Origin of the sequence: Pseudomonas sp. 50_B, from assembly GCF_017491625.1 — a bacterium.
In the GTDB taxonomy this organism is placed as follows: domain Bacteria; phylum Pseudomonadota; class Gammaproteobacteria; order Pseudomonadales; family Pseudomonadaceae; genus Aquipseudomonas; species Aquipseudomonas danubii.
The window spans coordinates 1-13,152 of sequence record NZ_JAFGYX010000027.1 but is presented as its reverse complement, the minus strand read 5'-3'; the positions used below and the strand labels follow the sequence as shown (position 1 = coordinate 13,152).

General features: G+C 61.1%; 11 protein-coding genes. 5 read left to right on the top strand and 6 right to left on the bottom strand.

Translation table 11 applies throughout. The features are described 5' to 3' along the window. Positions 1–377: 377 nt before the first annotated feature. On the bottom strand, positions 378–1,952 hold the full coding sequence (locus J5M73_RS27010) for a tyrosine-type recombinase/integrase (protein WP_207816512.1): 1,575 nt from the start codon (positions 1,950–1,952) through the stop codon (positions 378–380). A 328-nt stretch (positions 1,953–2,280) separates the two neighbouring features. Here J5M73_RS27010 and J5M73_RS27005 point away from each other — a divergent pair, with 328 nt between their 5' ends. Further along, entirely contained in the window at positions 2,281–2,472 is a 192-nt protein-coding gene (locus J5M73_RS27005) for a hypothetical protein (RefSeq protein WP_207816508.1), read from the top strand. A gap of 117 nt (positions 2,473–2,589) precedes the next feature. Here the strand turns inward: J5M73_RS27005 and J5M73_RS27000 are convergent, their stop codons facing one another. From J5M73_RS27000 to J5M73_RS26980, 5 genes are all read right to left on the bottom strand, one after another. After that, on the bottom strand, positions 2,590–3,378 hold the full coding sequence (locus J5M73_RS27000; protein ID WP_102861610.1) for an IclR family transcriptional regulator: 789 nt from the start codon (positions 3,376–3,378) through the stop codon (positions 2,590–2,592). Between the two features lie 462 nt (positions 3,379–3,840). After that, positions 3,841–4,983 (bottom strand): acyl-CoA dehydrogenase family protein, encoded by a 1,143-nt coding sequence (locus J5M73_RS26995; protein WP_207816507.1) that lies wholly within the window; start codon positions 4,981–4,983, stop codon positions 3,841–3,843. Between the two features lie 10 nt (positions 4,984–4,993). Next, entirely contained in the window at positions 4,994–6,181 is a 1,188-nt protein-coding gene (locus J5M73_RS26990) for an acyl-CoA dehydrogenase family protein (protein WP_207816499.1), read from the bottom strand. Positions 6,182–6,191: 10 nt separating this feature from the next. Next, positions 6,192–7,376 (bottom strand): acetyl-CoA C-acyltransferase, encoded by a 1,185-nt coding sequence (locus J5M73_RS26985; protein WP_207816495.1) that lies wholly within the window; start codon positions 7,374–7,376, stop codon positions 6,192–6,194. A gap of 16 nt (positions 7,377–7,392) precedes the next feature. Continuing rightward, entirely contained in the window at positions 7,393–9,513 is a 2,121-nt protein-coding gene (locus tag J5M73_RS26980) for a 3-hydroxyacyl-CoA dehydrogenase NAD-binding domain-containing protein (protein WP_207816494.1), read from the bottom strand. 323 nt (positions 9,514–9,836) lie between these two features. Here J5M73_RS26980 and J5M73_RS26975 point away from each other — a divergent pair, with 323 nt between their 5' ends. From J5M73_RS26975 to J5M73_RS26960, 4 genes are all read left to right on the top strand, one after another. Continuing rightward, entirely contained in the window at positions 9,837–10,553 is a 717-nt protein-coding gene (locus J5M73_RS26975) for a GntR family transcriptional regulator (RefSeq protein ID WP_102861729.1), read from the top strand. Beyond that, entirely contained in the window at positions 10,550–11,338 is a 789-nt protein-coding gene (locus tag J5M73_RS26970; protein WP_207167224.1) for an SDR family oxidoreductase, read from the top strand. Before J5M73_RS26975 ends, J5M73_RS26970 begins: the two co-directional genes overlap by 4 nt. Positions 11,339–11,437: 99 nt before the next feature. Then, entirely contained in the window at positions 11,438–12,370 is a 933-nt protein-coding gene (locus J5M73_RS26965; RefSeq protein WP_102861616.1) for a 3-keto-5-aminohexanoate cleavage protein, read from the top strand. Positions 12,371–12,449: 79 nt separating this feature from the next. Continuing rightward, the coding region (locus J5M73_RS26960) for an MFS transporter (protein ID WP_207816493.1) at positions 12,450–13,152 on the top strand (703 nt) is incomplete at its 3' end.

The window sequence follows — 13,152 nt, the reverse complement described above, 5'->3', positions numbered from 1 at the left end:
ATGAGCATCAGCTAATTGTTCGGGACTTGCTTTTGTTTTTACATTTTCAAACGAAGTGCGAAAATCAAGTAGGAAACGGAATGAAAAAGCACGAAGTGTTTTTCATGACCGACAAATTTAACGAAGTTAAATGTCGGACGTTTCCATTGCTTGCCTGTTCTTTAAAGACTTCATATAAATGTTGTATCATATATTTTAATGTTTTCAATAGTGTCCGACATATCTGTACGACATTGAAAGCGTCCGACAAATTAGAAAACGTCCGACATAATAAGTTTGATGATCAGACCTATTGTGTACTCCTTTACCGTTTGATTTTTAGACCGCATAAAAAAAGGCCATCCAATTGGACAGCCTTTAGTTCATTTATGGATGTTTCAATTTATATCAAGGCCGTAATCTATCTTGGAGATGGCTGCAAGTTTTTGCTGAGGACTAGGGCCTTTGCCATACACGTCGAATGTGACTGTTCCTGTTTCATGACCAATCATTGCTGCAATCGTGATGGGGGGAACATCAGCCCTATGCAGTTGGGTAATCATTGTTGCTCGTAGGCTGTGGAACACAAACTGTTCGTTGTAGCCACACGCTGTTTTCAAACGTCCAAATTGCTTGCTGTAAGCATCTGAACGAATCCCATATTTATTGCCGGCTGGGGATTTGATGAGGAAGCCATCAGTTGATTCTTTAATTAGACGTTCAATGCTTGGCTTGATGACTGGATGAACTGGGGTGTAGCGAACGCCAGCTTCTGTTTTACTTTTGTAAACGTCAAAGCTCAACACACCTTCATCGTCTATCACGTCTTCTTTTCTAAGCTGACAGATTTCTTCAATCCGTGCCCCTGAATGGGCACCAATCAAGAAGAGGTCTGTGAGAATTTCACGGTTCTTTGTTTCTTTACAAGCCAGATACAGCGTTTTCACATCAGCTATGGTGAAGGCTTTTCTTTTAAGTTTGGTTCTTTTTTCCATACGGTTGACTTCAAACTCATGCTTCTCAAAAGGAGGAACAAGGTCTTTAAATTGCGTCTTGAATCCATCATCATTCTTCATCGCCCATTTCCAGAAGCTTTGACCTGAAAATAGATATTGCTTCTTAGTTTTCGGCGTTATGTCTACAAGGCTTTCCATCCATAGGTTAACTGCTTTAAAGCTGATTTCATGATTCTGTGCTTCAAGCCAGTCTTTCAGCTTTTCAAGCCTCGAAACATGCATATCAATGGTTTTTTCAATAATACCTTTCTGCTCACGTTGATAAGTGCTGAACGTATCGAGGCGTGACTTCGTGAACGGTGATTTGATTTTGTAGTTCTTGGGGTCGTCAAGAATTGACTTGATTTCTGTGATGCTGTCCAAGCTGACAGGCAGACCGTGAGTAATTTTGTATTGGTGAATCACCTTGTTGAGTCGAACCCAGTCGTTGAACCTTTCAATTTTCTTTTCAAGCGAAAGGTCTTCGCCTTGTTCGTACCATTTTTCTTGGAAAGCCAAAAATTCCAAGTAGGGTGGTGCTGCATCCCCATCAAAATCTGACTCATACGCCTCTTTTGCGGTTCTCCAATTTTGGGCGTCTGAAATCATGTCATCTATACGACTACCCAATTGATAAAACTTCTCGGGACTGAATGTCAGCCCAAGCACGTCTTTCGTCGTCCCAGTCACTAGGTTCATCAGTCCGGCTTGGTGATGGTTGGCTATCATCGTGGATATGCCAAATGAAGCTTCTGGTAATTCTTCAGGCGTTGGGCCTGCTACCAGCTTCCTTGCATTGATGATTAACTGCTTCCAGACCTGCAGGAAGGCATATTTCTTCATCTGGGCTTCGGCTTTGCTCCCGGTCTTCAACGACTCGGTGAACTCGGTACGGTTCAGGATGTGCCTAACGTCTTTCGGGATCACAAGACGAACATGAAAGGTGCCCGACCGAAGAATCAGATTGTCAGATGCCATGTCATTACGCTACTAAGGGTTGGTGCCCGGATCATACGCTTTTTGTAGCAAAATTTTGTAGCAAAAAGGTCTGTAATGCCTGAAAATCCTATGTTAATTGGGGTTGGTGGTGAGATTCTGGAAGTCCCTATCTCTCCGCCATTATTGAACAAGACTAAGCCCCCGTAATCATTGAAGATTACGGGGGCTTTTTCGTTTCTGTGGCAGTTGTCAGGGCATTTTTAGGGCAAAAGATGCGGCATGCAGGGGCGCTCTAGTCCGCATGGTCCAGCTGGCGCGCCAGCCACTCGGCAGGAACCTAACTCCACAGCATCAGGCTCGCGAACGTATGGAGGCATTGGTTGGCACCGCGGTGCCAGTCGCCTTCGATAACCCAACATTCGCCAGCGGCGAATTCACCGGCAACCGGGATGCTCGGCTGGGTGGCCTGGCGGGCCTGGGCTTGGGTGACATTCGTCAATCTGCAGCCTTCGGCAATAGCCAGGTGATTGCTGGTCACGATAAGTGGGGTGACGAGTAACGGATGGAACGGCCCCGCTGATAACGGGGCCGGTCTCGGGTGCTTCATGGTCATTCATGGAGTACCCGATGTACCCCGGCTCGTTGCAGAAGCTGAAAATCTGCCCTGGCGTGTGCTTCAGACGCCGAGGCTTTCCAGGTCCCGGGCCAGCATCACCAACTGGTGGGCCAGGGAGCTTTCGAGTTTTTCGCTGGACAGCTGAAAGCTCGGGGCGCCGCAGGTCAGGGCCATGATGCTGCCGTCGGCCAGGCGCAGCGGCACGCCGGCGCCATTGACGTTGCGGTCCCATTCTCCCAGTGACAGGCAGAAGCCAAAGGCTTCGTATTCACGGAAGGAGTCCTCCAGGGACTTTTCCAGGGCCGGCCATTCATCTCCGACTTTTTTCGCCACTTCCCGCAGCAGATGGTCACGCTCGATTTTCGGCGTGGCCGCCAGGTAGGCCCGCCCCGCTGCGCTGGTGGCCAGGGGCAGGCGCAGTCCGGGTTCCATGCGCAGACTGGCGACCTCCGGCGGGCGGCTGCTGTCCACGTGAATCATCGACAGGCGATCGCGGCAGGTCAGGCTGACTGTGGTGTTGGTGCGCCGGGAGAACTCGTCCATGAAGGGTTTGCCCAACTGGCGAACTCGCAGGCTGGCGGAGTAGGCGTAACCCAGGGCCAGTACCGCCGAATCCAGCTGGTACTTCTCCAGGTCCTGGTTGTACTTGAGGTAGCCCAACTGCGTCAGGGTGTAGGTCAGGCGCGACACCGTGGGTTTGGGCAGGCCGGTGATGCGGGCGATGTCCTGGTTGCCGCGTACCGCGTGACCGTGGGTAAAGGCCCGCAGGACTTCCAGGCCACGGGCCAGGGCTTCGACGAACTTGCGGTCTTTGGGCGCTGGTTCCGGGGCGTCGTTCGGGTCGTGCATGGGGTCTTCCGGTAGGGGCTGGTGCCGGGCGCAATGCCAGTTGACCACACAGCGGGTTCTTGGAAACAAGAGAAAAATGTTATCCCGGAACCGCTTGAATTGAAATCGACGATTGCCTCTCGGAATGCTGTTGCACCAGGCAGGCACCTGTCTCGTCAGGCGATCACGGTCCGGTCGATCTGCCGTCTGCGCCGTACCGCCTCAGTGGCTGTCGTGACGCAGGCGGCCACGCCTGAATACGCCCTTGGCGCTGACCAGTCGTCAATCCTCGGCATCCAGCAGGTCGTCACTGGCGATAAAGAGCTTCGTGCCACCACCCCGGGTGCAGCTCACGGTGCGGACCTCGGTCCCCGGTGGCGTGCTCGCCATGTCGTTGGTGTTCAACGATAGAGTCAGGGCTCGTCGCCATCGCTCGGGGGGCGGCGTGTTGGGCCTGGGCCTGTGGTTGTCTGCCCGAGAGACTCATGGGGTCGGTGCTTGGCCGAGGGCGATGTAGCGCTGCAGGTGATGATCCTCGTCCCCCAACTGGTGGTCGATCATCACCAGCCGCTTGGCGTAATGGGCCAGTGGCAGTTCCCAGGTCATGCCGATACCGCCATGCAACTGGATGCATTCCTCTGCCACCAGGGCGCCGATGCGACCGATGCTGACCTTCGCCGCCGACAGGCTGCGTTCGCGGGTCAGGCGGTCGGCGTCGAGGGCGGCAGCGGCGTTGATCACCGCCGAACGCGCCTGCTCGATCTCCAGCAACAACACTGCCATGCGATGTTGCAGCGCCTGGAAGCTACCGATAGGACGGCCAAATTGTTGCCGGGTGCGCAGGTAGTCCAGGGTCGCCAGCTTGGCCACTTCCATGGCGCCAAGGGCTTCCGCGCAGAGCGCCAACAGGCCGCGGCCGATGGCCCGTTCGAGGATCGCGTGGCCCTGATGCAAGGGGCCCAGCAAGGCCTGTGCCGGCACTTTTGCCTGGTGCAGGCGCACTTGCGCGACGGGGCCGCTATCGAGGGTCGGGCAGGCCTGGATCTCCAGGCCCGGGGTGTCCGCCGGTACCAGGAACAGCGAGATGCCCTGGCTATCGTCCTGGGCTCCGGCCGTGCGTGCCGCGACCACCAGCAACCCGGCCTGGCGGCCGTTGAGGACCATGCTCTTGATACCGTCCAGACGCCAGCCGGCAGGGTCCGCCTCGGCGCGGCAGGCGACCCGGTGGGTTGCATAGTGGTTGCCGGGTTCTTCATGGGCCAGGGCGGCGATCAGGCTGCCGTCGATGATTGGCCCCAGGTGCATTTTCTGTTCTTCGTTACCGGCGCTGGCGAGGGCCTCGCCGGCCAGTACCGCACTGCCCAGCAGAGGTTCCACCAGCAGTCCGCGGCCTATTGCCTCGAAGACCAGGGCCAGGTCGAAGCCGCCGCCACCGAAGCCGCCGTCGGCCTCACTGAACAGGGCACCGATGACTCCCAGGTCCGCCAGCTGGCGCCAGATATCGGGGTTGAAACCCAGCTCGGACTGCAGGCTCTGCTGGCGCTTTTCCAGGTTGTATTGCTGGGTGATGAAACGATTCAAGCTGTCGGCGAGCATGCGCCGTTCTGCGCTGTGTTCGAAGTTCATGTGCACGCCCTCAGAGCCCGAGAATCATTTTCGAGATGATGTTTTTCTGGATTTCATTGGAGCCGCCAAAAATCGACAGCTTGCGATTGTTGAAGTACTGCGCCGCGGCGTTGGCCGCGAACCCGGGGCCCGCGTCCAGCGCTTCGGGGTTGGCGTCATCCAGCATGAGCCGGGCTTCGGGGCCCATGGCCCGGCGCAGCAGTGCGGTCAGTTCCTGACGGATTTGCGTGCCGCAGATCTTCAGCATCGAACTTTCCGCACCGGGAGCCCCACCCCCGGACGCGGCGGCGATCACCCGCAGGTTGGTGGTCTGCATATTGGCCAGGTCGATCTCGACCCGGGCCAGGCGGGCGGCGAACTGCGGGTCATGCAGCAGTGGCTGGCCGTTGCGGGTGCGCTGCGCGGCCAACTGCTTGACCCGTTGCAGCGCCGCCATGGACAAGCCGACCCCAGCGATATTGGTGCGCTCGTAGGTCAAGAGGTACTTGGCGCAGGTCCAGCCCTTGTGTTCCTCGCCTACCCGATTGGCCACCGGCACCCGCACGTCGGTGAAGAAGACTTCGTTGATTTCGTGATCGCCCTCCAGGGTGATGATCGGGCGTACCTCGACCCCGGGGCTGGCCATGTCGATCAGCAGGAAGCTGATGCCTTCCTGGGGCTTGGCTTCACGGTCGGTGCGTACCAGGCAGAAAATCATGTTGGCGTGCTGACCCAGGGTGGTCCAGGTCTTCTGGCCGTTGACCACATAGTGATCGCCGTCGCGCACGGCGCTGGTTTTCACTGCGGCCAGGTCCGAGCCGGCACCGGGTTCCGAATAGCCCTGGCACCACCAGTGGCGGCCGTCGAGAATCCGTGGCAGCCAATAGTCCTGCTGCTGTGGGGTGCCGTACTTGATCAGCACTGGCCCCAGCATATTGACGCCAAAGGGCACGATGCGCGGCGCATTGGCCAGCCCGCACTCCAGTTCGAAGATGAACTTTTCCACGGGGCTCCAGCCCGGTCCGCCAAAGGCTTGGGGCCAGTGGTTGGCCAGCCAGCCCCGGGCATTGAGCAGCGCATGCCATTGCTCCATGTCGGCCTTGGACAGGCGCTCGCCTGCGGCCACCTTGTCACTCAGGCCAGTGGGCAGGTGTTCGGCGAGAAAGCGTCGCACCTGGTCGCGGAAGACTTCTTCCTCTGGAGTGAAACTCAGGTCCATGGCGAGGTCCTCAATAGATTTCGAACAGCGCAGCGGCGCCCATGCCGCCGGCGATGCACATGCTGACCACGGCGTACTTCACGCCCCGCCGGCGACCCTCAAGCAGCACATGGCCGGCCAGGCGCGCGCCGGTCATGCCGAACGGGTGACCCAGGGCGATGGCTCCGCCGTTGACGTTCAGGCATTCGTCGGCAATGGCCAGCCGCTGCTGACAGTAGAGCGCCTGGGAGGCGAAGGCTTCGTTGAGTTCCCAGAGGCCGATGTCCTCGACCTTGAGGCCATGCCGGGCCAACAGCTTGGGCACCGCGAACACCGGGCCGATGCCCATTTCGTCGGGCTCGCAGCCAGCCACTGCCATGCCACGAAACACCCCCAACGGGGTCAGGTTGGCGCGGGACGCTTCCCGGGCCTCCATCAATACGCAGGCCGAGGCGCCGTCGGACAGTTGCGAGGCGTTGCCGGCGCTGATGAAACGCTCAGGGCCTTGCACCGGCTGCAGTTTGGCCAGGGCCTCGTAAGTGGTGCCGCGACGGTTGCAGGTGTCGGCCTCCACCGTGACCTGCAGCTGGCTGACCACACCGCTCTGTTTATCGGTCAGCGCCATGGTGGTGGTGCAGGGGATGATTTCCTCGCGGTAGCGGCCGGCCAGTTGTGCCGCTTCGGTCTTGCGCTGGCTCTCCACCGAGAAGCGGTCCTGGGCCTCGCGACTGATGCCATAGCGCGCGGCGACGATGTCGGCGGTTTCGATCATCGGCAGGAACAGTTCCGGCTTGTGCTGCAGGAGCCAGGGGTCGAGGTCCGGGGCGTCGCTGGCGCCACGGCCACGGATCTGGGAAATGCTCTCCACACCGCCGGCGATGATCGCTGGGACACCGTCCACCACGATGCGTCCGGCCGCCATGGCAATGGCCTGAAGCCCGGAGGCGCAAAAGCGGTTGACCGTGGTGCCGGCGATGCTGATGGGCAAGCCGGCACGGACCACTGCCAGGCGCGCGACGTTGCGCCCGGTGGTGCCTTCGCCGTAGCCGCAGCCGAGGATGGCATCTTCGATCAGCTCTGGATCGATGGCGGCCCGCTCGACCGCGGCGCGTACTGCGAAGGCGGCGAGGGTGGGGCCGGGGGTGATGTTGAATTCACCTCGATGGGCCTTGGTCAGGGGCGTGCGGGCAGTGGAGACAATGACGGCTTCGCGCATGGGACGTGCTCCTTGGTCAGTGGCTGTGATTGAGGCTGTCAAAGTTCTCGCCGCGTTCTACCAGCTGCACCAGCAAGGGTGAGGCTGTCCAGAACAGCGGATCTTCTTCGGCAAACTCGCGGATATCCGCCAGGACCTGGGGCAGGCCGTACTGGTCGGCGTACTTGAGCGGGCCCCCGCGATAGCGCGGAAAGCCGTAGCCGTGGATAAGGGTGATGTCCACGTCCAGGGGGCGCAGGGCGATGCCTTCATGCACCACGTTGGCGCCCTCGTTGATCATGGCCGCCATGTAGCGCCGCAGGATTTCCGTGTTGCTGAAGGCCCGGGGCGTGATGCCGACCCGGGCCCGCTCGGCGTCGATGATCGCCAGGACTTCCGGGTCCTGGCTGGCGCTGCGCGGGCCCTGGGCATAGAGGTAGTAGCCGCGCCCGGTTTTCTGCCCGAACCAGCCGCGCTCGCAGAGGCGGTCGGCGATCTGTACATAGCGAACCCGGGGATCACGGCTGGCGGCCTTGCGCTGGCGGGTCGCCCAGCCGATGTCGCCACCGGCCAGGTCCGCCACCTGGAAGGGGCCCATGGGGAAGCCGAAATCGCGCAGGACCTGGTCGATCTGATAGGGCGAGGCGCCGTCTTCCATCATGTAGTCAGCGGCCTGGCGATAGACCGCGAGGATGCGATTGCCGATAAATCCATCACAGACGCCAGCGCGTACCGGCACCTTGCGCAACTGTTTCGCCAGCTCGAAGGCCGTGGCGACGACCTCCGTGGCGACCTTGGCTGGCACCACGATCTCCAGCAACTTCATGATGTTGGCCGGGGAGAAGAAGTGCAGGCCGATCACGTCGGCAGGTCGCGAGACGCTCTGGGCGATGGCGTTGATGTCCAGGTAGGAGGTGTTGCTGGCGAGTACGGCGCCGGCCTTGCACACGCGATCCAGTTCGGCGAATACCGCAAGCTTGGCCGCCATGTCCTCGAACACGGCTTCGATCACCAGATCGGCCTGGGCCAGATCCCGGTAGTCGGTGCTGGCGCGGCAACGGGCCAGGGTCGCGGCTTTGTCGGCCTGGGTCAGGCGACCTTTGCCGATCAGGGTGTCGTAGACCTTCTCGACATTGCTGCGGCCGCGATTCAGGGCGTCCTGGTCGCGTTCGATCATGGTCACTTCCAGCCCCGCGTCGAGGACCGTCACGGCGATGCCGGCGCCCATGGTGCCACCGCCCACCACCCCCACTCGGGCAATGGCCCGGGGGGCTGCCGCGCGGGTCTCGGGGGCCTTGAGCACTTCCCGTTCCGCAAAAAAAGCATGCACCAGCCCGGCACGCTGCGGGCTGTCGAGGCACTCCAGAAACAGTCGGCGTTCTTCGCGCAGGCCGTCTTCGAAGGATTGATCGAGGGCCGCTTCCACGGCCTGGATGATGTGCAGCGGCGACAGCAGGCCTCGGGATTTCTGCGTGGCCTGCTGGCGGGCGGCATCTATCGCTTGGCGCTGGGCCGCTGGCTCGCTCAGGGCCTGAGCATCCCGGGTGCGTCGGACAGTGGCGCCCTGTGCCAGCAACTGGCGCATGTAGGCCAGGCCTTCGGCCAGGGCGTCATCGCTGTCCCCCAGACGGTCCACCAAACCCAGATCCAGGGCCTCCTTGGCGCTCAGATGGTGCCCGCTGAGCATCAGTTCCAGAGCCGCTTTGGCACCGATCAGGCGTGGCAGCCGCTGGGTGCCGCCGGCCCCGGGAAGCAAGCCCAGCAACACCTCTGGCAGGCCGAGCCGGGCGCTGCCGGTGGCCAGGCGGTAATGGGCGGCGAGGGCGACTTCCAGGCCTCCTCCCAGGGCCACTCCCTGGATTGCCGCCAGCACCGGTTTGCTGCTGTCCTCGATCCGCTTGACCACCTCCGGCAGCGCCGGCGCCTGGGGCGTCTTGCCGAATTCGCGAATGTCGGCGCCGCCACAGAAGTGTCGTCCTGCACCGACCAGCAGTATGGCTTCGACCGCCGGGTTGTCGTTGGCGCTGTCGATGGCCGCCAGCAGTCCGCGGCGGATCTCCACCCCCAGGGCGTTGACCGGCGGGTTGTTGAGGGTCAGCACCAGGATGTTTCCGTGTAATGCGCTTTCGACGATGGGCAGGGCTGTTTCGCAACTCATTGCAGCAGTCTCCGGGGTGAAGGGCAGCGAGAGGTCGGTGGGCGCGGTATGGCGTTGAGGGTGACCAGCAGAACATCCCAGTCACGGATAGCTTTATTCCGCTATTTGAATCACTTGGCGAAAATAATCCTGTCATCAATGAATAGCGTGGTCAATACGGAATATTGTTCCGCAGTGCGGAATTTATGAAATATTTTAGTGATGAATTTGCCCTTCATGACGGGCTGTGGATCAAATCCTAATGTTTGACATATTTGATTTGTGATCACATATTGTCGAGCACAAGAACCACAACACAGGTAGATGCCATGTCTGAAGGTCCTATATCCCAAGGCCCAATCCCCCTTCCCACGTTGCGTCAGGTTTCTCGCGATACCTTGCAGGAGCAGGTGTACCGGCAGATTCGCGAAGCCTTGATGAGTGGGCGTTTTCAGCCCGGCCAGAAGTTGACCATTCGTGGTTTGGCCGAAGCCCTGGGTTCCAGCCCCATGCCGGTGCGCGAAGCGCTGCAGCGCCTGAGCGCGGAAAATGCCTTTGAGGTCACGGAAACTTCCCGCCTGCGAGTGCGAATGATGACGCTGGAGCGTCTGCGGGAGATCCGTGATGCACGGGTGGCCCTGGAAGGGCTGCTGGCGGAAAAGGCCCTGCAGCATCTGCAAGAGGGCGATCTGCAGGAGATCACTGATCTGTGCCGGCAGATGCAGAAGGCTGCCGATGAGGTGGATGTGTCCCGTTACCTATGGACCAACTTCGCCTTTCACCGACGTATCTATGCCGTGGCCCGAGCCGAGCTGACCATGGCCGCGGTGGAGAACTTCTGGCTGCACATGGGGCCGTGTTTTGCCCTGGTGGCGCCGGACCAGGCCCACCTGCAACGTTCCATGGAAGCCCACAATCGCATCGTCGAAGCCCTGGCCACCGGCGATGGTCCGGGAGTGCGAGCGGCCGTCACCGACGACATCATGCAAGCGGCAGACTCCCTGGGCCGGCTGTTGGCCAAGAAGCCTGGTGCGGCGGCGCTCAAAGGAGGTCGGGCATGAGCATCTTGCAGCGTTTACAGCCTTACCCAGGCTTGCGGGTGATGATTTCCGGCGGCGCGGCGGGCATCGGTGAAGTGCTGGCCAGGGCCTATCTCGAAGCTGGCGCCCAGGTGCACGTCTGCGATGTCAGTGAGGCGGCCCTGGCGGCGTTCCGGGATCGCTACCCCGAGGCGCTGGCGACCCGCACCGATGTCGCTGATCCGGCACAGATCCAAGCGCTGTTCGAGCTTCAGGTGGAGCGCTTCGGCGGGCTCGATGTGCTGGTCAACAACGCTGGTATTGCCGGGCCCACGGCCGGCATCGATGCCGTCAGCGACGCCGACTGGCAGCGCACCATCGATATCAACCTGACCGCGCAGTACCGTTTTGCCCACCACGCAGTGCCGTTGCTCAAGGCTTCGGCCAACGCCCATCTGCTGCACATCGCCTCGGTGGCCGGGCGCCTGGGATATGCCTGGCGTACGCCGTATGCGGCCACCAAGTGGGCCATTGTCGGGTTGATGAAGTCTCTGGCGGCCGAGCTTGGGGCCAGCGATATCCGGGTCAATGCGCTGTTGCCGGGGATAGTCCAGGGCCCGCGCATGGACGCGGTGATTCAGGCCCGGGCCGAACAGACCGGGGTGCCGGTGGCCGAAATGCGCCAGGAGTACCTGAACAAGATCTCCCTCAAGCGCATGGTCAGCGCCGAGGACGTGGCCGCCATGGCGCTGTTTCTCTGCTCGCCGGCGGCTCGCAATATCACCGGCCAGGCGATCAGCGTCGACGGTAACGTCGAGTACCTCTAGCCGTGCCCGCGATCCGCACCGCTGAAGGTCGTCAGCGGTGAATTCCATCAGCGACACCCAGGGATTTTTTTCATCAAGAATAAAAGTCGGAGTACCGTCATGTCTGGAAAAACGCCTGTCATCATCACTTGCGCTGTCACCGGGGCGATTCATACCCCGTCCATGTCGCCGCACCTGCCGATCACCGCCGCAGAAATCGCCGCCGAGGCCATCGCTGCGGCCCAAGCCGGTGCGGCCATCGTGCACCTGCATGCCCGAGACCCGGAGGACGGGCGGCCGAGCCAGGACCCCGAACTGTTCCGGCGCTTCCTGCCGCAGATCAAGGAGGCCTGCGACGTGGTGATCAACCTCACCACCGGTGGCGCCCCCACCATGGGCGTCGAGGAGCGCCTGCAGCCGGTGCTGGAGTTCAAGCCGGAGCTGGCCTCGCTGAACATGGGCTCGATGAACTTCGGTCTGTACGAAATGCTCAACCGCTTCACCGAGTTCAAGCACGACTGGGAGCGGCCGTACCTGGAGGAGAGCGACGACCGGATCTTCCGCAATACCTTCCGCGATATCGCCCATATCCTCAGCGCCTGTGCCGAGAATCGTACCCGCTTCGAGATTGAGTGCTACGACATCGGCCATCTGTATACCGCGGCGCATTTCCTTGAGCGCGGCCTGCTCAAGGCGCCGCTGTTCATCCAGTCGGTGTTCGGCCTGCGGGGCGGAATCGGTGGTCATCCCGAGGATCTGGCGCACATGCGCCGTACCGCCGACCGGCTGTTTGGCGATGCCTATCACTGGTCGATCCTCGGCGCCGGGCGCAATCAGATTCCCCTGGCCACCATGGGCCTGGCCATGGGCAGCCATGCCCGGGTCGGCCTGGAGGACTCGCTGTGGGATGGCCCCGGCAAACTGGCGGCCAGCAACGCCGATCAGGTGCGGCGCATTCGTACGGTCATCGAAGCCCTGGGCGGTCGTGTGGCGACCCCGGATGAAGCCCGGGCCCTGCTCGGGCTCAAGGGGCGTGAGCACGTCGCGTTCTGACCCTTGAAGGTCCGTGTCAGCGGCCCTGGCTCCAGGCCCGCTGACGATCCCGCATAACAACTACAAAGGGATATGCCCCATGAACACTGCAACCACAGCAGCGCCCCGGGACCCGCAACAGCTGACCCGCCTGATGTTTCTCAAACTCATGCCGCTGTTGATCGCGGCCTATGTCCTGAGCTTTCTCGACCGCACCAACATCGCCCTGGCCAAGCACCAACTGGATGTGGACCTGGGTATTTCCGCTGCCGCCTATGGCCTGGGTGCCGGGTTGTTCTTCCTCACCTATGCGCTGTCCGAGGTGCCCAGCAACCTGATCATGCACAAGGTCGGCGCACGCTTCTGGATTGCCCGGATCATGGTCACGTGGGGGCTGATCTCCGCCGCCATGGCCTTCGTCCAGGGCGAGACCTCCTTCTATGTGCTGCGCCTGCTGCTGGGCATCGCCGAAGCCGGCCTGTTTCCCGGGGTCATGCTGTACCTGACCTACTGGTTCGACCGCCGGCAACGGGCCCGGGCTACCGGCTATTTCCTGCTGGGGGTGTGCCTGGCCAATATCATCGGCGGTCCGCTGGGCGCCGCGCTGATGAAGATGGACGGCTTGCTGGGCTGGCATGGCTGGCAGTGGATGTTCCTGCTCGAAGGGCTGCCGGCGGTGTTCTTCGCCTGGGTGGTCTGGCGGCGCCTGCCGGACCGTCCAAGCCGCGCGCCCTGGTTGAGCGCCGAGGAGGCCCGGGGCATCGAGCAGCGCCTGGCCGACGAAGCCGATGAGGGGGCAGGGC

Bases quoted from the DNA above. Each gene is read 5' to 3' on its own strand.
- J5M73_RS27010 (WP_207816512.1), bottom strand. From the start codon at position 1,952: ATGGCATCTGACAATCTGATTCTTCGGTCGGGCACCTTTCATGTTCGT.
- J5M73_RS27005 (WP_207816508.1), top strand. From the start codon at position 2,281: ATGGAGGCATTGGTTGGCACCGCGGTGCCAGTCGCCTTCGATAACCCA.
- J5M73_RS27000 (WP_102861610.1), bottom strand. From the start codon at position 3,378: ATGCACGACCCGAACGACGCCCCGGAACCAGCGCCCAAAGACCGCAAG.
- J5M73_RS26995 (WP_207816507.1), bottom strand. From the start codon at position 4,983: ATGAACTTCGAACACAGCGCAGAACGGCGCATGCTCGCCGACAGCTTG.
- J5M73_RS26990 (WP_207816499.1), bottom strand. From the start codon at position 6,181: ATGGACCTGAGTTTCACTCCAGAGGAAGAAGTCTTCCGCGACCAGGTG.
- J5M73_RS26985 (WP_207816495.1), bottom strand. From the start codon at position 7,376: ATGCGCGAAGCCGTCATTGTCTCCACTGCCCGCACGCCCCTGACCAAG.
- J5M73_RS26980 (WP_207816494.1), bottom strand. From the start codon at position 9,513: ATGAGTTGCGAAACAGCCCTGCCCATCGTCGAAAGCGCATTACACGGA.
- J5M73_RS26970 (WP_207167224.1), top strand. From the start codon at position 10,550: ATGAGCATCTTGCAGCGTTTACAGCCTTACCCAGGCTTGCGGGTGATG.
- J5M73_RS26965 (WP_102861616.1), top strand. From the start codon at position 11,438: ATGTCTGGAAAAACGCCTGTCATCATCACTTGCGCTGTCACCGGGGCG.